This is a genomic window from Pseudoalteromonas sp. MMG007 (genome assembly GCF_018100985.1).
Classification (GTDB): Bacteria; Pseudomonadota; Gammaproteobacteria; order Enterobacterales; family Alteromonadaceae; genus Pseudoalteromonas.
On record NZ_JAGJEI010000002.1, the window covers coordinates 230,299 to 250,825 of the forward strand.

At 39.1% G+C, this 20,527-nt stretch carries 17 protein-coding genes; 3 read left to right on the forward strand and 14 right to left on the reverse strand.

Features of this window, described 5'->3' with window-relative positions:
* Window positions 1–10 precede the first annotated feature (10 nt).
* Complete coding sequence (locus tag J8L71_RS04870) at window positions 11–469, reverse strand: hypothetical protein (protein ID WP_210999525.1); 459 nt, start codon at window positions 467–469, stop codon at window positions 11–13.
* Between J8L71_RS04870 and J8L71_RS04875 the strand changes: the two genes are divergently transcribed.
* Window positions 454–1,641: a PQQ-dependent sugar dehydrogenase gene (locus J8L71_RS04875; RefSeq protein WP_210999526.1), complete on the forward strand. Its 1,188-nt coding sequence runs from the start codon at window positions 454–456 to the stop codon at window positions 1,639–1,641. The two genes, J8L71_RS04870 and J8L71_RS04875, sit on opposite strands and share 16 nt — an antisense overlap.
* A 157-nt stretch (window positions 1,642–1,798) precedes the next feature.
* On the opposite strand, the gene J8L71_RS04880 is transcribed toward J8L71_RS04875, so the two are convergent.
* From J8L71_RS04880 to lrp, 10 genes are all read right to left on the reverse strand, one after another.
* Entirely contained in the window at window positions 1,799–3,001 is a 1,203-nt protein-coding gene (locus tag J8L71_RS04880) for a beta-propeller fold lactonase family protein (RefSeq protein ID WP_210999527.1), read from the reverse strand.
* Window positions 3,002–3,132: 131 nt separating this feature from the next.
* Window positions 3,133–5,580 carry an SEC-C metal-binding domain-containing protein gene (locus J8L71_RS04885; protein WP_210999528.1) on the reverse strand — a complete coding sequence of 816 codons (2,448 nt, stop codon included), beginning with the start codon at window positions 5,578–5,580 and terminating at the stop codon, window positions 3,133–3,135.
* Between the two features lie 87 nt (window positions 5,581–5,667).
* Window positions 5,668–6,600: a DUF6602 domain-containing protein gene (locus J8L71_RS04890; protein WP_210999529.1), complete on the reverse strand. Its 933-nt coding sequence runs from the start codon at window positions 6,598–6,600 to the stop codon at window positions 5,668–5,670.
* A gap of 129 nt (window positions 6,601–6,729) precedes the next feature.
* Window positions 6,730–7,614 carry a DUF5677 domain-containing protein gene (locus J8L71_RS04895; RefSeq protein ID WP_210999530.1) on the reverse strand — a complete coding sequence of 295 codons (885 nt, stop codon included), beginning with the start codon at window positions 7,612–7,614 and terminating at the stop codon, window positions 6,730–6,732.
* A gap of 374 nt (window positions 7,615–7,988) precedes the next feature.
* Complete coding sequence (serS, locus tag J8L71_RS04900) at window positions 7,989–9,293, reverse strand: serine--tRNA ligase (RefSeq protein ID WP_210999531.1); 1,305 nt, start codon at window positions 9,291–9,293, stop codon at window positions 7,989–7,991.
* Window positions 9,294–9,302: 9 nt separating this feature from the next.
* The gene (gene crcB, locus J8L71_RS04905; protein ID WP_210999532.1) at window positions 9,303–9,683 is read right to left on the reverse strand and encodes a fluoride efflux transporter CrcB; all 381 of its coding nucleotides are present in this window, start codon (window positions 9,681–9,683) and stop codon (window positions 9,303–9,305) included.
* Window positions 9,676–11,019: a replication-associated recombination protein A gene (locus tag J8L71_RS04910; RefSeq protein ID WP_210999533.1), complete on the reverse strand. Its 1,344-nt coding sequence runs from the start codon at window positions 11,017–11,019 to the stop codon at window positions 9,676–9,678. Before J8L71_RS04910 ends, crcB begins: the two co-directional genes overlap by 8 nt.
* Window positions 11,012–11,638 carry an outer membrane lipoprotein chaperone LolA gene (gene lolA / locus J8L71_RS04915; RefSeq protein WP_210999534.1) on the reverse strand — a complete coding sequence of 209 codons (627 nt, stop codon included), beginning with the start codon at window positions 11,636–11,638 and terminating at the stop codon, window positions 11,012–11,014. The genes J8L71_RS04910 and lolA overlap by 8 nt, the downstream gene beginning before the upstream one ends.
* Window positions 11,638–14,169: a DNA translocase FtsK gene (locus J8L71_RS04920; protein WP_210999535.1), complete on the reverse strand. Its 2,532-nt coding sequence runs from the start codon at window positions 14,167–14,169 to the stop codon at window positions 11,638–11,640. Before J8L71_RS04920 ends, lolA begins: the two co-directional genes overlap by 1 nt.
* Before the next feature lie 166 nt (window positions 14,170–14,335).
* Window positions 14,336–14,815 (reverse strand): leucine-responsive transcriptional regulator Lrp, encoded by a 480-nt coding sequence (gene lrp / locus J8L71_RS04925; RefSeq protein WP_104642776.1) that lies wholly within the window; start codon window positions 14,813–14,815, stop codon window positions 14,336–14,338.
* Between the two features lie 142 nt (window positions 14,816–14,957).
* Here lrp and ald point away from each other — a divergent pair, with 142 nt between their 5' ends.
* Window positions 14,958–16,079 carry an alanine dehydrogenase gene (gene ald, locus J8L71_RS04930; protein ID WP_210999536.1) on the forward strand — a complete coding sequence of 374 codons (1,122 nt, stop codon included), beginning with the start codon at window positions 14,958–14,960 and terminating at the stop codon, window positions 16,077–16,079.
* A gap of 98 nt (window positions 16,080–16,177) precedes the next feature.
* Here the strand turns inward: ald and pssA are convergent, their stop codons facing one another.
* A complete protein-coding gene (gene pssA, locus J8L71_RS04935) occupies window positions 16,178–17,503 on the reverse strand; it encodes a CDP-diacylglycerol--serine O-phosphatidyltransferase (protein ID WP_210999537.1) in 1,326 nt (441 codons plus the stop codon).
* Window positions 17,504–17,790: 287 nt separating this feature from the next.
* On the opposite strand from pssA, the gene trxB reads away from it, so the two are divergent.
* Window positions 17,791–18,741, forward strand: coding sequence for a thioredoxin-disulfide reductase (trxB, locus tag J8L71_RS04940; protein WP_210999538.1), 951 nt, complete (start codon window positions 17,791–17,793; stop codon window positions 18,739–18,741).
* Window positions 18,742–19,221: 480 nt separating this feature from the next.
* On the opposite strand, the gene J8L71_RS04945 is transcribed toward trxB, so the two are convergent.
* Together J8L71_RS04945 and J8L71_RS04950 are read right to left on the reverse strand one after the other, a co-directional pair.
* Window positions 19,222–19,800, reverse strand: coding sequence for a type 1 glutamine amidotransferase domain-containing protein (locus J8L71_RS04945; protein ID WP_210999539.1), 579 nt, complete (start codon window positions 19,798–19,800; stop codon window positions 19,222–19,224).
* A 343-nt stretch (window positions 19,801–20,143) separates the two neighbouring features.
* Complete coding sequence (locus J8L71_RS04950; protein WP_210999540.1) at window positions 20,144–20,413, reverse strand: HU family DNA-binding protein; 270 nt, start codon at window positions 20,411–20,413, stop codon at window positions 20,144–20,146.
* Window positions 20,414–20,527: the final 114 nt, after the last annotated feature.

Here is a 20,527-nt window from a genome sequence, read left to right on the forward strand (position 1 = left end):
GTATTTATATTCACACATCACACTTTTTCGGGTTTCTAGCTGCCTTAGTTAACTGTGAGAACGTATAACCCCCAACCGCACCTGCAAATAACTGCATATAAAAGCCCCAGCCACGTGCGCCCGCTATAATATGAATATTCATAATCGATTCAGTGGCAATTAACACAATAGCAAATGCGACTATGCCAGCAATAATGAATAACTGAGTACTGTATTTTTGCACCTTTTTATTAAGCTTTACGGTAACAAAAAACGCAATGGCAAGTGCAACAGCAATAATAGCACCGTAGGTAGGTAATAAACCGAGCCAATCATCAAGCGTTAAACTAGCACGATCACTAAAGCCCACCACTACACCTACATTAACTAATTGATTGACAACGTATTGGCTATGAAACAAGCTAGCAAGTGTAAAGGTAAGTAACCAAGAAACTAAAAATAAAGGGAGTATACGTGTTAAAAATGGCATGGTTATCTCAACTTAAAATAAAGCTTTTTTCTTACAGTAGCAAAGGCTTGCAATGTAAACAACGACTCTCTCAATTAGCGCTATGGTTGTTTGTAGGGCTTTTTGCGTCCACGGCCAGCGCTGCTACATTACCTAAAGAGCAGTACAGCACTCACACACTCGCTACAAAATTAAATTCGCCGTGGAGCATGGTTAAATTACCAAATAGCACATGGCTAATTACAGAGCGCGACGGCCACATTGTTATTGTAAAAAACAACAAACAATCTAGAGTAAATTTAAACCTTGAAGGCTTATACGTTGCAGGCCAAGGCGGCTTACTTGATATTGTGCTTTCGCCTAATTTTAACGCTACTAAAGAAGTCATATTTACTTATGCTCAAGGTGATGCAAGCGCAAACAGGCTTGTTGTTGCCAAAGCCACGTTTAATGGTACTGACTTTTCAAAGCCACACGTTATTTATAAAGTAGCGACTGATAAAAACACACCACAACATTACGCTGGTCGAGCTCTTATCCTACCCGACAATACGTTATTAGTTTCAACGGGCGATGGGTTTGACTTTAGAGAGCAAGCACAAGTTATCACCAGCCAACTTGGCAAAATATTACGTATAAACCTAGATGGCACCACTCCTAAAGATAACCCATTTATTAATCACAAAAACCTAAATGCACATGCTGTTTACTCACTCGGTCACCGTAACCCGCAAGGCTTAGTGTATGATTACGATACTAAGCAAATTGTTAGCCACGAGCACGGCCCCGCAGGCGGCGACGAGCTAAACTATTTAACCACAGGCACTAATTATGGGTGGCCTGTGATCACCTATGGCAAAGATTACTCGCAAGCACGTATTTCACCCTTTACTGAATATAAAGGTATGCAAAAACCAAATGTAGATTGGACGCCATCAATCGCCCCGTCAGGCATGGCGTATTACGGGTCTAAACACACTGCATTCCCTTCACTTGCACAACATGTACTCATCACCACGCTTGTTGATAAAAAACTCTACAGCGTTAATCTGGCCAACGGTGAATTTACGCAGTCTCACGTATTTCCAGAAGCATCAGGACGATTAAGGGATGTGTATGTCACAGCTGAAGGTAACGTCGCAGTATTAACAGACGGTAAAGAGGCAAAGCTAATGTTAATGACATCAAATTAATTCACAAGAAATAAGAGCCGCTACACTTTTTAAATAAGGTAGCAGCTTTAAGTAAGCACTTTGGTTAATTAAGTAATCTGATTAGTATGATCAGGATTTGACCAAACTGCAAAAAATAGGATGGGTGATGTTAATGTTATTTTTTCAACGCCTATCTTTACTTTATGTTAAATACAAATACTGAATTATTTTTACCGGTAGCTACCAATAGGTGTCGGTTGTCTTCTGTAAGAGTAATTGATGATATTTTCTTTAATTCATTATCACGCACACTTAATAGCTTACTCTTAAAACTAAGCCTTCCATTATCTTCGGTCTCAAATAAATAAATCCCGTAACCCGCTTCTCCTGCTGCATATAATCTCGAACCATCCGCTGTCATCGCCAAGCTTCCCGCACCTTCTAGACCCGAACCACCAATATCTGAATTATTTATCGCCTGTAAAAATTTAAAATGTCCGTCATCCAATTTATGAAAAACAACAATGGAACTACTCCCAGCACAGGCGATGTACAAAAATTTCCCGTTGGGAGAAACAATAATTTTCTGAGGATTAACAAATTGGTTTACTCCATCACTACCGTTTTTTAAAACTTGCTTAACTAGTAAATTCCCCGTTTTACTTCTATCAAAGATAGTTAATTGATGTTTTTCAAACCCTAAAACATACAGTTCATCATTCAAGGGAGATAATGCTAAGCTAATTGCTTTACCCAAATCATCTTCAAATGGTTTAGCACCCTTAACAGTCCTATTAAATATTACCTGTTTATCTGGAGTGATATCAAAAATAGAAATGGCGTTACTCATATAGCTTGCAATTAATAATTGCTTTTCATTAAGAGTGTTAACTATATCCCAAGCACCAAGCAGACCAAGGCTATCAAGCTTTCCAACTGGCACTTCACTATCAAATACTCGTTCATAACTAAGACCGTCGCTTATAGTTTTCTTAAAACTATAAGCATTATTTTTACTAGAAAAGATAGTTAAAGCACCATCATAAAATCCGGTAACAACCACTTTATTCCCATGTTCCAAAGATATAAGGCCAGAAGCACCTTCAAGTCCACTTATGCTCTCAGAAGAGTTTTTAAACACTTGGCTGAATGTAAGGTTGAAATTATCGTCTAAATTGAAAACAGCGAAAGCATTATCATCTCCACTTGATATAAACACTTTAGAATTATCTGAAAGAACTTTAACACTTCTAGGGTTACCTAAACCATCATTGTTATTAACATCATCTTTTAGTATTTGGATGAGTTTAAGCTCTTCTGTCTCACCTGCAATTGAAACATTAGAAGCAATGGCTGTAGTAATGATTAAAAATGATACTATTATTTTTTGATTGAACATTAACTCGATACTCTCCTAGAAACATAACGCCGTTTTAAGCGGCAAATTGCAGTTGGCTAAAATGTGTGAGGTACGAACAACAGCCAACTGTAGTTTGTCCGACTTGAAAACCCTTGTTATACGGGCTGATATCACGAAAGATTCAAATCAATACAGCACTTTTTATACTTTTTTCCACTACCACAACTACATGGGTCATTACGTCCTAGTTTACCTGCTTTCTGATTTCTCGATTTTTTTAATTTATTCGCTAACTCATTTAATCTATCTAGTTCCAAACTTGGTATATCATCTATCGAGATATCACTCCATTCTACCTTTTCGAGTATTAATTCATCAGAATAAAATAATTCGATTACCAATCTAGTAGCATCATTTACAGCTAGCATGGCCGAGCGAGAGTGTTCCAAAACAAACTTTTCATTTCGAGGGAAACATGACTCCTGCCAGCAAAATACTGTTAACTTGACATCGCCATATAGTGAAAGTGGAAATGGACGTTGAGTTTCTTTTTGTTTCACTAATACTAAATCGATATTATCAATAATCGTTTTTCTACACTCTTCAGCGCAATCTAGCAAAAAACTCGAAATACGAGTTCTACCTTTTTGTTGATTGGTGGATAATACTTTTATTATTTCCATTAAACGCACAGGCATTTTTTGGATAAGTGGAGAAACCAACTCGGGATCATTAAGCTTATCAGCAAAATAATTATCTACATCTAATCGATAACCGTGGAAATTAATCCTTGTTTCAGGTGTATCTTTAATACTATTTGCATAAGAAACATAATTATTATGTTTTAGGTACATCCCTAGATGATCAAGTTCATCATCACTTTGAATCACTTCAGATAGAAATGAATTCATTCTCTGCTCTAAGAAGTGTAAAAATATAAGTGGGTTATTAAAAACGTCCGAATATACCCTTAGGTCATCAATAGATATAGACCATGTTGGGGTTTTACCCAGTTCAATACCGATAGACTTCAAGTGTTGTATCTGAGCTGCTATCTCAGTAAAACTATCAAGTGTGACAGGCAAAATTGTTATTTTTCTATAGTCAGAATGAGAAAGAACACCAATTTCCTTATGATTTTCATCAAAGATCGAAACAGACGACTCACTCAATAAATAATCAACAAAACGTTGTGCCTGCTGGGATGGGTTAAGGACTAATCCTTTTATTGATTTAACATAAGCAGGAAGATCATTTGCTGGTGAAGTATAAGTAAAAGCTCCAGCTTTTACTTCAATAACAAATAAATGGTCATCATAACTAACCAAGCCATCAGCTTCACACCATTCCATCCTTCCTTTTTTACCAACACCTGAACGATAATAAACAGAGCGATATTCTTGAGCCCCTGAAATAAGTTTATTTAAGTATTTAAATGGCAGTTCTTCAGAAATGTTCTTCTGTTTCTCATTCCAGTCAGGCTTGTAAAGAGGAGCATGAGAAAATATAACTCTTTGCATAACCCTATAGAAATTATCAAAAAGGCTATTTAGATCGAAGCAATAATACTTACCATTTAATTTAACAAAAGGCTTTTTAAATACAGGCCAAATTCTTAATGGCCAACCTCGATATTCACCTTCAGCGAAAAACTCTTTATCTTCACCTCGACTGAAAGATAGTGAAGAAAGCAATTTCTCAGGAATATTAGTTACTTTAGCCACATCAAATAAATCAAGCCCCAGTAACCGCCCGCAAATTTCTCTACTGCGGCTACCCCAGTTATTTTCATCAATAACTAACCGAAGGAATTCGCCAAAGTCTTCTCCCTCATCAATTTTTTCTCCTTGCATAATTCTATCTTCTGCACATGCCATAGTTTCTTTTTGAAACAACTGCATATCTTTCATCGCATTTCCCATGCCATACATTAATGAATCTTGTATTTTCATTAATTCAGAAATTAACTGTTTAGTACTTATTCCAAAATGTTCCTCAATTACACTTGAGTGAGTTAGTAAAAGGTCTGACAAATGAGCTTCTTGAAATTGATGATATCGTTCACCACGAACATTGCACCAATACATTTGCGCTTTGAAATAGAATTCTTCTTCATCCATATCTATATCAGGGTTTAATGCTTTTCTTTTTGCTGTATGGCATATATGGTAATTACAATTAATTAGATTAAATAGTTCTTTAACAGCATTGTTTAGTTCAATCCAATCACTTTCAGATACTTCCGGTTTTAATGTTGAATTTGGTAAAACTGAGACAATAATACTCTGTAAGTAGTCAAGCATTCTTACCGATAGAACGTTCTCTGAATTAGTTTCAATCTCTGACTTTACCCCAATATGTTGCATTGTCATTTCAGTCCATGCACGCTGTAAAATTTGCTCAGCAGGAAGCTCACTAACCATCAAAGATATTTTATCTACCAATTTATCAATCTGAATTACAATGCCATCAAAATCACCAGCTAATTTCTTCTGCAAATCTACAAATTGATTTTCATTCAAATTAGACTGATAAATGGTTTTATCACCAAATCTAGCCATCTCTAAAGGCCCAGCTTGATAATACTCATCTGCTTTTACTTGTTTATTTTTTTTCATGAAGTGCTCACAGTTGGGGATTTAGGATGCCCGTATAACTCCTAAATCAGGTGCGCCGTAGGCGTCACCTGGATTTACTTGTTATAGCTATGTCCGACTCGGCGGTTGTTTCACCTTTGGCAGCTCAGTACTTAATACATAGCTCCAATCAATATTGCCAAGCTCTATCGAATCAAGTGCCCACAATAGATTTGTAACACCTATCCCAAAGGCCTTTTTTTCACAATGCATTGAGGTTAACAATGACTTGTCTTTTATGAAGAATGGGCTGTATACCACTGACATATTTATGCATGGAAACGCCACATAATTACTTCCTGCCACTATTAAGTCAGGAGCAATCTGATCACTTTTCCCACTAATAAGAGAACAATGATCTTCCAAAGATTCATGAAGTTGCTCAGAGCAACATTCCATCCTAGACCCAAATTCATCTGGCTTACAGCAGCACATACTCTTCAAACAACATGAGTCTGATTTTTCCTTATGCCTTTGTGTAAATTCACATGACGCTTGCTTTGAATATGCAAGATTCTTTGACCACACTACACCATAAATGGGATTTCTAGTTTCTGGCCAAAATTCCTGAGGTGGCTCACGCAATACTGGCTCCCTAGAAAGGGATTTGACATTATGAACTTGGCGGCATGCTTTATGAAAGTTAGGAAAGCCTCCATTAGTATCATTTGGATATAAAGTATTCTTTGCTTCAATATATGCATATACAGCTTCTATAGGTATAAATTGTTTTTGTCCAAAGCTGTCATTTTCTAAAAGCCGAAGGGATGGAAATCGAACACAATCATAAATGATAATATCATCACCTGCATGATTTCCTTCTTTCGTAATCACATGCCCTCGAACAATGCCATATTTATTGGGCAAGATTTTCCTGAGTGCCTTGCAAAGAACTATCTCAAACTCATCACCATGATCAAAGTTATAGATTACGTCAATTTCATTTATCAATGTATCAAAAGCACTATTGATTTTTTCTAGGTAATTTCTATATGCAGACAAAAATAATATCTCTATTGGTGGACTATGTTTTAAGCTATAACGCCTCACTAAGAGGCAAAAAAAATGTTTGCTAAAATGTTTGAGGAACGTAAAAACAGCAAACTGTTTTTTGTCCTTTTGAGTGACTTGTTATGCATTTTTTTGCTGACTCATTCCTTGGAATTCCAGTATTAAAGACAACTCGCGTTTTGAGAGAAGGTTATCATCGAAGATGGTTTTATTAAGTACCTTTAATGTAGATATGCTGAATACCGATACTATTACGTAGCAATGAAACATTAAACCGTGAACATCATTGTTATGATTTGCTTCAAGCTGTAAAGAGCTAAAGGTAGAGTGGGCGTATAAACTCATACTATGATATTCAAATTTACCAAAGTCTTTACTTAAATGTGAGTAATCTGCTAAATCAGCCCAGCTAAGTTTTTTCGTAGGGCAAACTTTCCAATTCCCCCTTTTTAGCTCCGCCTTCATTGAAGTTGAAAGTGATTCATATATCTTAGTTTTTTCTATCAATTGCCACAATTCAACTTTTCTAGCTTGAGTCTCTTTTTCAGCACCTTGAAAATTACTTTCATCATGTTTAATAGACTTAATAAGATGAAATGTTTTTGCGTTATCGCACTCTCCAGAATATTTATAGGATAATGACTTAAAGTTTATTTCTTCTTCTTTATTAAATTCTGGAAAAGTCCCACTAAAACATAAAAAAGTATAAAGCAAGTATGTTTCATGTAGAGAGCGAGTTAAAATATTTATAGATTTTATATCTAAATACTGAGAATCTTCAAGGTATACATAACGAGTACCTTTTATCAAGGACAAGACCGTATTGTATTGTTTAAAAAAGACTTTAAATATATCAGTCTTATATATCAAATCATCATTATCTATTTCAATACTATCGATTACTTTATGAATTTTAGTGAGAACATCAAACAACACTTTAGCTACTTCATCATTAGAAATATTATTAATCTGATACTTATATTCATCTTCCGTTAGTTTTAACATCAAAACTTCCTAGTAATCTGTGAAATGCATAACAACTTTGTATCCGACATTTGTCGCTTTATAAACCGACAAATGTCCAAATATTACAAAGGTTCTAATTTAACCAGCTAATAAGGATTTGTAAACAACTAGCTAGCCGGCATTTAAGTTTCCTTGATGTAGAAATACCCCAAAATGGTAGAGATCAGTAATATCGGACAAACAAGTAATGAGCTATAAAAATAGGTGGGAGTGATATTATTAATAAGATAACTTGAATTTTTTCTTTAAGTTTTTACCTTTAACCTAAAACAAAAAAGCCGCTGTTCATTACAAACAACGGCTTTCGAATTAAGATTTACAAGCTTAAAGCTTGCTTAACTTAAACTTGATTTTTATTGCTTACCAATCACTTCAAGTCCACCCATGTATGGGCGTAATACTTCTGGCACGACTACCGAGCCGTCGGCTTGTTGGTAGTTTTCTAGGATGGCGACGAGTGTACGACCAACCGCTAAACCTGAACCGTTTAATGTATGTAGTAACTCTGGTTTTTTAGCACCTTCACGGCGAAAACGTGCTTGCATACGGCGCGCTTGGAAATCGACCATGTTTGAACAAGACGAAATTTCGCGGTAGGTATCTTGCGCCGGTAACCATACTTCTAAGTCGTATGTTTTGGCTGCGCCAAAGCCCATGTCGCCCATACATAAAATGACTTTACGGTACGGAAGTTCTAGTGCTTGTAGTATTTGCTCTGCGTGGCCGGTTAGCTCTTCAAGCGCTTGCATTGAATCTTCTGGTTTTACTAGTTGTACTAGTTCAACTTTATCAAACTGGTGCTGGCGAATTAAGCCGCGTGTATCGCGACCGTAGCTGCCCGCTTCACTTCTAAAACATGGTGTGTGCGCAGTTAAGCGAATTGGTAAATCGCTTTCTTCGTAAATCTCATCGCGAGCGCTATTAGTCAGCGGTACTTCTGCTGTTGGGATTAAGCTAAAGCCAGCTTGTTGTTCACCATCGTCGTTTACTAGGCCTAATGTATGGAATAAATCGCCTGCAAACTTAGGTAATTGGCTTGTGCCGTAAAGGCTTGCGCTATTTACTAAGTACGGTACATACATTTCTGTATAGCCGTTTTTGTCTGTGTGGGTGTCTAGCATGTATTGCGTTAATGCACGATGCATACGTGCTACTTGGCCGCGCATTACGGTAAAGCGTGCGCCACTAATTTTAACGCCCATTTCAAAGTCGAGGCCATTTAGGTCTTGGCCTACATCTACGTGATCTTTTACTTCAAAGTCGTACTTATTAGGCGTGCCCCACGTAAGTATTTCAACGTTGTCGTCTTCGTCAGCGCCTTCTGGTACTGATTCGTCTGGCAAGTTTGGAATTGCTAATGCAATGTCGTTAATGGCGTTTAGAACTTCGTCTTGCGCTTTTTTAGTTGCGTCTAATTCGCTGCCTAAATTTGCCACTGCGTCTAGTAGTGGCTGTGCGTCTTCGCCTTTTGCTTTTGCTTGGCCAATGGCTTTAGCACTGGCGTTACGTTGACTTTGAAGCTCTTGCGTTTTTACTTGTAATGTTTTGCGTTGCTCTTCAAGTTCTGTCACTTTTGCAACATCAAGCTCGTAGCCACGAGCCGCTAGGCGTGCTGCAGTTTGCTCAACGTCTTGTCGTAAATATTTAGAATCTAACATGTTAGTTTTTTAACCTTTTTGCATTACCAGCTGAAGGCCCAGCCAAGCCATAAAAATACAGATCATCACATTTAAGATGATATTGAAGGCCATTTTAATAAAGTGACCTTGTTGTAACAACAACAACGAGTCCATTGAGAATGTTGAGAAGGTGGTTAACGCACCTAAAAAGCCAATACCAATAAGGGTTTTAGCGGGGCTTGCGGTGATAATTTCTTTATCTATCAAACCGTACAAAATGCCCATTAACAATGAACCCAGAATATTAACCGTCAATGTGCCAAAAGGGAATCCCCTACCGAGGAGTTTTAGCATGGTTTCGCTAATAAAAAACCGTAAACAGGCTCCTGAGGCGCCGCCAAGGGCAATCATCATATAAAGTTTAATCATTTTCGTATCGTTTAAGTGGGCTTTGCGCGTCGCGCTCTTTTAGGTAATCGAGTTTTTGTTTAATTTTTTGCTCAAGGCCGCGCTCGCTCGGTAAGTAATATTCCTTACCTTCCATTTCTGGTGGTAAGTATTTTTCACCTGCGGCAAATGCGCCTTCTTCATTGTGCGCATAACGATACTCGGCGCCATACCCTAAGTCTTTCATTAAGTTGGTTGGCGCATTGCGTAAATGCTCAGGCACTGGGTAACTTGGCTCGTTTTTGGCGTCTGCCTTTGCTTGGTTAAACGCCATATACACCGCATTACTTTTGGGTGCGCTGGCTAAATATAAGGTAGCTTGTGCAATGGCGCGCTCGCCCTCACTTGGACCGACACGCTGAAATATATCCCATGCGTTTAACGCCACTTCCATTGCGCGAGGGTCGGCATTGCCTATATCTTCGGTTGCAATGGCAAGTAAGCGCCTTGCTACATAAAGTGGGTCGCCACCACCAGCTAAAATACGGCAATACCAATACAGCGCGCCATCGGGGGAGCTGCCGCGTACTGATTTATGAAAAGCCGATATTAAATCGTAAAATTCATCACCGCCTTTATCGTATTTAGCTAAATGTGTGGGAAGTACTTGGCTAAGTACGTGCTCATCTACATTGTATGTGCCGTTTTGCTCACTCGTTAAATCAACCGCTTGCTCAAGCAGGTTTAACACTTTACGGGCATCACCGCCGCTTGCTTGGCACAGTGCCTGTTTGGCGTTATTAGCAATAACTATGTTTTTTTGGTTTAGTTGCTCGTCTTGCACAAGTGCGCGCTCTATCACTGTGTATAGGTCGCTCTCTTGTAATGACTTTAAAACATACACGCGTGCGCGCGATAAAATAGCGTTATTAAGTGCAAACGAGGGGTTTTCGGTTGTGGCTCCTACAAATATAAAGGTGCCATCTTCAATGTGAGGTAAAAATGCATCTTGCTGCGATTTGTTAAAGCGGTGTACTTCATCCACAAACATTAAAGTGCGTTGCCCACGGCTTTGCAAGTTATCTTGCGCTTGCGTTACGCTGTCGCGAATATCTTTTACGCCTGCGGTAACAGCCGACATTTGAATAAGCTCGGCATCGGCATGGTTTGCAATAATTTGCGCAAGGGTTGTTTTACCTACTCCAGGCGGCCCCCACAAAATTAAACTATGGCAACGCCCTGCAACAATGGCTTGGTGCAGGGGTTTATCATCACTTAATAAATGTTGCTGACCTATATATTCGTCAAGCGTTGTTGGGCGCATTCGCGCCGCAAGCGGGCGTACATCGGGCCCAAAGTTAAAGCCTAAATTATTCACCGTTACTCTGATCGTCTATTTCAACACCCTCTGGCGGGGTAAATTCAAAGGTACTTGTATCAAGTTCGGTATTTACTTGTGCATCGCTAAAACTAAATGATGAAAGCTGGCCAGAATTATCTGTCACGATTAATTTAGCAAGGCCTTGCTCGTTACCTGCAAAAGTTATATCAAGTTGTTCTACTTGGCTCTCTACGCCTTTATTTGGGGTAACACTAAAGCCAGAGCTAGTAGCTTGTACGCTGTACTTTTCCCATTGAGCGGGATCTTTTGAAGTAAGCAGTACAAACGGTGTTGAATCTATAAGGCTGTGGGTGTCCATTATAGTTACTTGCTCAGCAAAACTGTCGAAGTAATAGGTTTTATCACCATTTGATACAAATAAAGTATCGTCTGGGTTTGTTTGTTGCCAGCGGATCATCATAGGTTGTTTAAGGGCAATTGTGCCCTCGCCTTGCATAACCGCTTGACCTTGCGGATCAGTTACATTTTGCGAAAACTGCGCTTTAAAACTTTTAAGTGTTGCAAGTTTGTCTTGCAGTGCCTGGCTGTCGTCAGCAAAGCTAGGCGTGGCAACTAAGCTGGCAACCACTAATAATAAACTGTTTAATTTTTTCATTAATTTGCTCCATTAGGTACTAATACATCACGAGCGCCGTTATGGCCTGGCGAACTCACGATACCCGATGTTTCCATTTGTTCTACTAGTCGTGCTGCACGGTTATAGCCAACACGCAATTTACGTTGTACTGACGATACCGATACTTTGCCGGTTTCTATTACAAATGCGACTGCTTCGTCGTAAAGAGGGTCTGACTCTTCATCTGCATTTTCGCTTGCTTCACCAGGTAATAAAATATCTTCTGTTGCATCACCATTTAAAATTTCATCTACGTAGTTTGGTTTTCCACGTGCTTTCCAATCATTTACTACAGCGTGTACTTCATGGTCGTCTACAAATGCGCCATGAACACGTTCAGGTACGCTTGTGCCTGGCGGTAAATAAAGCATGTCACCCATACCTAATAGGTTTTCGGCGCCTTGCTGGTCGAGTATGGTACGCGAGTCTATTTTACTTGATACCTGAAACGCCATTCGTGTAGGTATATTGGCTTTAATTAAGCCGGTAATTACATCTACCGATGGGCGCTGTGTTGCAAGTACTAAGTGTATACCCGCCGCACGTGCTTTTTGCGCAATACGGGCAATGAGCTCTTCAACTTTTTTACCTACAATCATCATCATGTCGGCAAATTCGTCAATAACTACCACTATGCTTGGTAGTTTATCTAACTCATCAGGGCCTTCTTTCATGCCGTCGGTGTCTTTAAATAATGGGTCAAGAATCGGGTAACCCGCCTCTTTGGCCTCAAGTACTTTTTGGTTGTAACCTTTTAAGTTACGCACACCTAGCGCCGACATTAATTTATAGCGGCGCTCCATTTCACCTACACACCAACGCAGCGCGTTAGCCGCTTCTTTCATATCGGTAACTACTTCACACAATAAATGCGGAATACCTTCGTAAACTGAAAGCTCTAGCATTTTAGGGTCAATCATGATCATACGTACATCGTCAGGGCCCGATTTGTACAGCAAGCTTACTATCATGACATTAACGCCCACTGATTTACCCGAACCAGTTGTACCAGCAACGAGTAAGTGTGGCATTTTACCTAAATCAGCACACACCGGTTGCCCTGCAATATCTTTACCTAACACCATGGTCAATGGCGACGGGTTTTGCTCAAATTTAGGCGCGTTTATTACTTCTGACAAACGGACTATTTCACGGTGTTTATTAGGCAGCTCTATACCGATATATGTTTTACCCGGTATAACTTCAACTACGCGTACGCTGATAGCTGAAAGCGAACGGGCTAAATCTTTAGATAAGCCAGTAATTTTAGACACTTTTATACCTGGTGCTAAATCAAGCTCAAAACGGGTTACTACGGGCCCAGGGTAAACCCCTACTACAGTGGCTTGCACGTTAAAGTCGAGTAGTTTTGTTTCAACAAGACGCGATACCGTATCGAGCTCTTCTTGTGATATTGGGTTTTTAGCTTTATCTGGTCTATCGAGTAAATCAAGCGAAGGTAATGGCCCCGGCGGTGGCTCTTTATCAAGTAACTCTTCGAATTTTTCTTTTGCCGTTGGCGGTGGCTGATACGCAGGTTTTGGCTTAGGCATAGGCCTTGCTGGCGATACAACCGTTGTAACTGGTTTTTCAGGTTCAACGACTTGGCTTTGATCAAGCGCGTTAAGCGCAGCCTCTGTATCCATTGGCTCGTCATCTATGGCACTAAAGCCAATTTCTTGATCGAGTATATCGTCAAGCTCATCAAATGGGCTGTAGTCATCACTAATTTGTGGCTCACTAAACGTTGGCTGCTCTTTAGTAATGTCTTTTTGTTTGTTTTGTTTTTTATTGTTAGTCGGTGCTTGTTCAAATTCAGGTGAGTCATTTAGCTCGTTGTTTGTATCAAACGCGATTTCATCAAAACTTTCATCGTTAAACTGAGCATCAGCTTGTACTGCACTACCCGCAATACGTTCTCTATGCATCCAACCTTGTGCGTAGTCTTTAGTATAACGATAAAACCTAACAACTAAATCGCCCAACCAGTCTACAAACTCAACCCACGACACACCTGTTAATAGGGTTAAGCCGGCAAAAAAGAAGCACAATAATAATATAGTAGTGCCGGTAAAATTAAAGGCAGGCATCATTGCCGATGCAATCACATCACCCACTACCCCACCAGATGAAAAGTTATAAATATCATCAAAATTAATGCTGCTGATTGCGGTAGCTGACGTTATAAATAACGAAAAACCAATAACACGTAGTGCAAGCGTTGTGTAATCAAGCTGTAAAATTCGGTGAGGTTGTTTAAATAATAAATAGCCAAACAACTGAATTGCCGCAGGTACAAAGTACGCAAGCCAACCAAAGGTAAGTAGTAATATATCAGCTATCCACGCACCCGCAGCGCCCGTAATATTACTTACTTCGCTAAAGCTTGTTTGTGACCAAGCAGCATCTGCTGGATCAAAGCTGATTAGGGCACATAAAATGAAAATTGCCGCAAAGGTACTGATTATCAGCCCTGTTTCTAATAGTCTTTGCACACCGTTTAGGCGCATAGCTTCCTATCCCTCTTTATTATTCTATTTGCACTTGCTTAGCAGTCAAATACCTTAGCAGGAAATGCAATTTGATGCACTTTATCTTAGTTTGTATGGCCTGATTATGAACAAGTTTTTATTATTTAAGCGCAAAAATAATTATACCAACAGCTAAGCACGGCCGTTAAGCGATATAAGGGCGAATAATTACACCCTGCTCACCTTTTACCTCTTCCATTACTACATAAGTTCGGCTTTCACTTACGTTAGGAAGCTTTAAAAGTATATCGCCTAAAACACCTCGGTATTCTGACATATCATTTACTCGTGTTTTTAATAAAAAATCAAAATTACCCGACACCAAATGACACTCTATTATTTCTTCATGCTTTTTAACGGCTGCACTAAATTCGTCAAATACATCGGGTGAAGTTTTAGTAATAGTGACTTCTACATACACAGATAACCCCTGCCCAAGCTTGGCAGGATCGACCACAGCTTTGTAACCTAATATATAGCCTTCTCGTTCTAGCTTTTTTACTCGCTCCAGACAGGGCGTGGCGCTCAGGCCAACTCGTCGGGCCAGTTCTACATTAGAAAGGCGCCCATCGTGTTGTAATTCCATTAAAATTTTACGGTCAATTCTATCTAATAACTGATGCATATGCCCAACTAGTTTTTTATTCTGTTTATTTTTAATATTTAGATAATAACACTAGCCTAGCATTTAAAAAAGGTGAGACACACTGCCTTATCATGAATATAATAGTGGAAAATATAAATCCGTTCTTAATAAGGCAAATTTTATGATTATTGGTGTACCTAAAGAAATTAAAAACCATGAATACCGTGTAGGTATGGTTCCTGCGAGTGTTCGTGAATTAGTAAATCACGGCCACCAAGTGATTGTTGAAACAAATGCAGGTATGGGCATTGGTTTTACAAACGAAGACTATACTCAAGCTGGCGCTGAAATTTTAGCAACTGCGGCTGATGTTTTTGCAAAAGCAGACATGATCGTAAAAGTAAAAGAGCCACAAGCTGTTGAGCGTGCTATGCTACGTGAAGACCAAATCTTATTTACTTATCTTCACCTTGCACCAGATCTTCCACAAACTGAAGACCTTGTTAAAAGCAAAGCGATTTGTATCGCATACGAAACAGTAACAGATGCACGTGGCGGTTTACCTCTTCTTGCACCTATGAGTGAAGTTGCTGGCCGTATGTCTATTCAAGCTGGTGCACAAGCGCTTGAAAAATCTAACCACGGCCGTGGCATGCTACTTGGTGGCGTACCAGGTGTTGAAGCTGCAAAAGTTGTTGTAATCGGCGGCGGCATGGTTGGTCGCAGTGCTGCACAAATGGCTGTTGGCATGGGTGCAGACGTTGTTGTTCTTGATCGTAACATTGATGTTTTACGTGCACTAGATGCACAATTTGGTAATAAAGTAAAAGCTATTTACTCTACTGCTGATGCTCTTGAAAAACACGTACTAGAAGCAGATCTTGTAATTGGTGGCGTACTAATCCCTGGTGCAGCAGCACCTAAACTAGTAACAGCTGAACACATTAAAGCAATGAAGCCTGGCTCTGCAATTGTTGATGTTGCTATTGACCAAGGTGGTTGTATTGCAACATCTAAAGCAACTACACATGCTGATCCTACTTTTATTGTTGATGAAGTTGTTCACTACTGTGTTGCAAACATGCCTGGCGCTGTACCACGTACTTCTACGTTTGCACTTAACAATGCAACACTGCCTTTCATCATTAACCTTGCAAACAAAGGTTACAAAAAGGCACTACTTGATGACGCTCACTTCTTAGAAGGCTTAAACGTAATTAAAGGCCAAGTAACATACAAAGAAGTAGCAGAAGCGTTCAACATGGAATATGTTGACCCACGCACTGCAGTAGAAAACGCATAAGCATGTGTTTTACAGTTAGGTAAATCGTTACCTAACTATAAGCATTAAAAAAGCAGCTATTTAGCTGCTTTTTTTGTGTCTAAATTTTATGAATTAATTTATATAAAACGCTTAATTATAAAATCGACTTTTACACGTTTAGCCTGGCCAAGTAGTTTTTTAACCGGCTGCGGATAATCGTCCATTGTTTCTAAATCATTGGGGCCTGTTAAACGGCGACAATGTTTTAGTATTTCCTGCTTTTCGGTATCTATTGCTGGCATAATTGTTTGCTCAGCATCATCAATTAAAATACCGTTTTCAATATCAAGACCCCACGCACGAGGATTTAAGTTATGGCCGCTTAATAAATGCTTAGTGCGGTCAGAGCAAATACCTTTTAAATGAAACGAATTGCTTTCATCTTTCCACAAATACACATTTAAATTACCGTTATCGATATGACGTTTTTGCGATTTTACAAACTTGTGCAATATGGTTTCGTATAAATACGGCAATGCACCAATTTTGCTAAATGGTTCACTTGGCGGTAAATAAAAGTCATTTGCTGTTTTATCACCTACAACAATAGTTACGTGTTTACCTTGTTTTAATAACCGGCGCAAAGAGCGCATTAACGGTGCCGGAAAATTAAAATATGGCGTGTAAAGAACCAGCTCTTGCTCTGTAGTATCAAACAACGCTTTTATAATACGGTTTAACTCGTTGTTACGCCGACCTAGCCCTAAAAACAAACGCACACCTAACGGCTGTGTATTTTTTTGCTCTGCCGATTTATAACTTGCTGACTTTAAATCGCGCATTAATTGCTTTTGTTCAAGCTTAAAGTCAGTTAGGCGTTTAAGTGGACGAGAATCAATTCTTGGCACAGCAACAGAGCTAAGCAGCTGAGACTCAATAAAATCGACTACAGAGTCACACAGCTCGGTTTGTGTCACTAAAAAGTAGCGGTCGAGCCTGTAGCGCTCGTTATATTGTAAATACACATTATTTAAGCTTGCACCGCTGTAAAGTAAGGTATCGTCAATCACAAAACCTTTTAAGTGTAATACACCAAAGAGCTCTTTAGCTTTTACAGGTACACCGTGAACTTGTACGTTTGATTTAAATTTTTCTAAAAAGTCACAATATAAACTTGCGTTACCGTCTGATTTTTCGGCGCCAATAAGGCCGCGTTGCGCGCGATGAAAATCTACCAGCACTTTTATTTCAAGTGCAGGGTTTGCTAATGACACGCGATGAAGCGCTTCTAAAATTTCGCGCCCTGCTTCGTCGTCTTGTAAGTACAACGCTGTAATGTAAATTCGTTTTTTTGCATTAGCAATTAAACGTAGCAATTGCGTGCGGTAATCTTGCGCATTGGTTAAGACGTTAACGTCTTTTGAAGTCAACCCAAATGCGGGTTTTTCCTGCCAAAATAACATAGTTGCCTATTCGCTTAGGTCACATAATCTATCAGTGACAAATAAAATTAGGTAAAACATAACAAAAAAATTCAAGGTGGTCATGAATTAACGCTGTTTTGTTGCCTGTTAGTCTATTTATTGAGCTACTTTAACGTATTAACTGTAAAAGCACATAGTACTAGTACACAATACTGCACAGCTTTTAGATTTGCTGAAAAAAATAATCACGGAATTTGTTTACTTGTGCCTTGTTTTTCTTAGAATCGAAGCCATTAAGTTCAGAATTAAACGTTTAGGAAAAGATCATGACTGAAGCAAAACATTGTAAGTTACTTATTTTAGGCTCTGGCCCTGCTGGTTACACAGCCGCAGTGTACGCAGCCCGTGCAAATTTAAACCCAGTTTTAATTACAGGTATTCAACAAGGTGGCCAATTAACAACGACTACCGAAGTTGAGAACTGGCCTGGCGACGCACACGGCCTAACAGGTCCAGCGTTAATGGACCGTATGAAAGAGCACGCTGAACGCTTTGAAACTGAAATAGTTTTTGATCATATTAATAAAGTTGATATATCTAAACGCCCTTTCACGCTTACTGGCGATCAAGGCACTTACACATGTGACGCATTAATTATTGCAACTGGCGCGTCTGCTAAGTATTTAGGCTTAGAGTCTGAAACTAATTTCCAAGGCCGTGGGGTTTCGGCTTGTGCTACGTGTGATGGCTTTTTCTATAAAGGTCAAAAAGTGGCTGTAGTAGGCGGTGGTAATACAGCGGTTGAAGAAGCGCTTTACTTATCTAACATTGCTGATGAAGTTCATGTTATTCACCGTCGTGATAGTTTCCGCAGTGAAAAAATTCTTGCTGACCGTTTAGCTGAAAAAGCACAAAATGGTAATGTAGTATTACACTACAACCGTACTTTAGATGAAGTACTTGGCGATCAAATGGGTGTAACTGGCGTGCGTATCAAAGATGCACACTCAGACGCTACTGAAGAGCTTGATTTAGCGGGTGTATTTATTGCTATTGGCCATAAACCAAACACAGATATGTTTGAAGGCCAACTAGAAATGAATGACGGCTATTTAGTTGTTGAGTCTGGCCTTAACGGTAACGCTACTCAAACAAGCGTAGCAGGCGTTTTTGCTGCGGGTGATGTGTCTGACCATATTTACCGTCAAGCAATCACATCAGCGGGTACAGGCTGTATGGCAGCCCTTGATGCAGAGCGTTTCCTAGATAATCTGTAATCACACTAAACATCTATGAATGAAGCGACCCCAGTAATTGGACTGTACAATTACTGGGGTTTTTTATATGCAAATATAGTAGTGTAAATGCATTCTTTATGGCCATTTATCGACGTCAAACCAGATTTCACTTCTCGTGTTAGTGAAAAAACAAAAATATTTGGTATTAATCAGTTAGGTATTACATTTACTCGGTTCAAAAAGCGAATAAATTAGCGTAAGCCAGACTCTGCACAAAAAGACGCCCAAGCTGAAACATTCAATTTTAGCAGTGTTTTACAACCTAAAATTGGCATTACATGAACACTGTGCTCCACGCGCTGAGTTCGAATTATTATTTTAGATTTAAACTGTATGGCCGAAGTAAAGAAGCCAGAATACAATACCAAGATTGAAATCAGGCTAAAGTAGGCGAGTAGAAGTGACCCCAATTTTATAGAATCACTTTATTAGCATCTTTATTTTCCTTAAAAGCCATAATTACTTAGCGTCATGTTTACCTTCAAGAATTTCTTCTATAAATTTAGCGTTAAACGCCTCTAGATCTGCGGGGCTTCTACTTGTTACTAAGCCTCGATCAACACTTACTTCTTTGTCTACCCAGTTTGCGCCAGCGTTAATTAAATCGCTTTTAATACTTGGAAATGAAGTAACTGTGCGGTCGCGTAATTTATTTATCTCGGCGAGTAACCAAGGGGCATGACAAATAGCAGCTACGGGTTTATTTTTTTCTGCGCCAAAAAAACCGTCAATGAATGCTTTTGCATGTTTATCTTGGCGAAGAGAATCCGGATTAAATAAGCCACCAGGTAGCATTAAGGCGTCGTAGTCGCTGGCAGTTGCATCGGTTATAAATTTATCAACACTTACTTTATCGCCCCACTTGTCTTCGTCCCAACCGGTGATTTGACCCTCTTTAATAGATACTATATCAATATCCGCACCTGCATTTAACAAAGCATCTCGTGGAGATAATAGCTCACTTTGCTCAAAGCCATCGGTGGCTAAAATAGCAATTTTTTTGCCTTCTAAGCGCGTGCTGGTTTGTAATGTAGTCATTTAGATCTCCTTATAACATTTAATAAAGTGTTCGAATCACGTTATAAAAAGCATAAGGAATGCCAATTTTAAACCATTGAAAAATATAAATATTAATAAATAACATGACTAAAGCCATGTAAATCATTTAGAAGTTATGAATAATCTACATAAACCAAATACAACAAAGCTCTGATACTCAATGATTAAAATACCGAAGCTTTGCTTTTCGCATGAGCAAGTCCAGCGCCTACCACTTATGCTTGGCATTATGTTTATTCTTGTAGACGCACAACTTGTTGGCGTGATGGGCAAAACCCATAATTTTATATTTACTAGCCCGAAAAGAACTAAGTAAACCTATTCAAAGTAAATCTTTTAATGCTTTAGCAGGTTTGAATACAGCTTTATTAGCGCCTTCTATTTCTATAGCTTCGCCTGTCTGCGGATTACGCCCTGTCCGCGCTGGATAGTAACTTAACGCAAACGTACCAAAACCATTAATTTGCACTTGGTCGCCTTCAGAAAGCGATTTAATTATCACTTTTTGCAAGCTTGCAAGTGCAGCTTGGGTATCTTTTTTTGTAAGGTCACTGCTTTTAGCTATTTGGGCAACAAGCTCGGCTTTGTTCATTTTAGGCTCCTAAATGCACGCTTACTCAGGGTTTGTTAAGCGTAAGAATATGATGATGAATTAATAAAGCCACGCAGGCTAAGGCTTACAGGGCAACAAGTCAACCTTGTAGTT

Bases quoted from the DNA above. Each gene is read 5' to 3' on its own strand.
- J8L71_RS04870 (WP_210999525.1), bottom strand. From the start codon at position 469: ATGCCATTTTTAACACGTATACTCCCTTTATTTTTAGTTTCTTGGTTA.
- J8L71_RS04880 (WP_210999527.1), bottom strand. From the start codon at position 3,001: ATGTTCAATCAAAAAATAATAGTATCATTTTTAATCATTACTACAGCC.
- J8L71_RS04885 (WP_210999528.1), bottom strand. From the start codon at position 5,580: ATGAAAAAAAATAAACAAGTAAAAGCAGATGAGTATTATCAAGCTGGG.
- J8L71_RS04895 (WP_210999530.1), bottom strand. From the start codon at position 7,614: ATGTTAAAACTAACGGAAGATGAATATAAGTATCAGATTAATAATATT.
- serS (WP_210999531.1), bottom strand. From the start codon at position 9,293: ATGTTAGATTCTAAATATTTACGACAAGACGTTGAGCAAACTGCAGCA.
- crcB (WP_210999532.1), bottom strand. From the start codon at position 9,683: ATGATTAAACTTTATATGATGATTGCCCTTGGCGGCGCCTCAGGAGCC.
- lolA (WP_210999534.1), bottom strand. From the start codon at position 11,638: ATGAAAAAATTAAACAGTTTATTATTAGTGGTTGCCAGCTTAGTTGCC.
- J8L71_RS04920 (WP_210999535.1), bottom strand. From the start codon at position 14,169: ATGCGCCTAAACGGTGTGCAAAGACTATTAGAAACAGGGCTGATAATC.
- lrp (WP_104642776.1), bottom strand. From the start codon at position 14,815: ATGCATCAGTTATTAGATAGAATTGACCGTAAAATTTTAATGGAATTA.
- ald (WP_210999536.1), top strand. From the start codon at position 14,958: ATGATTATTGGTGTACCTAAAGAAATTAAAAACCATGAATACCGTGTA.
- pssA (WP_210999537.1), bottom strand. From the start codon at position 17,503: ATGTTATTTTGGCAGGAAAAACCCGCATTTGGGTTGACTTCAAAAGAC.
- trxB (WP_210999538.1), top strand. From the start codon at position 17,791: ATGACTGAAGCAAAACATTGTAAGTTACTTATTTTAGGCTCTGGCCCT.
- J8L71_RS04945 (WP_210999539.1), bottom strand. From the start codon at position 19,800: ATGACTACATTACAAACCAGCACGCGCTTAGAAGGCAAAAAAATTGCT.
- J8L71_RS04950 (WP_210999540.1), bottom strand. From the start codon at position 20,413: ATGAACAAAGCCGAGCTTGTTGCCCAAATAGCTAAAAGCAGTGACCTT.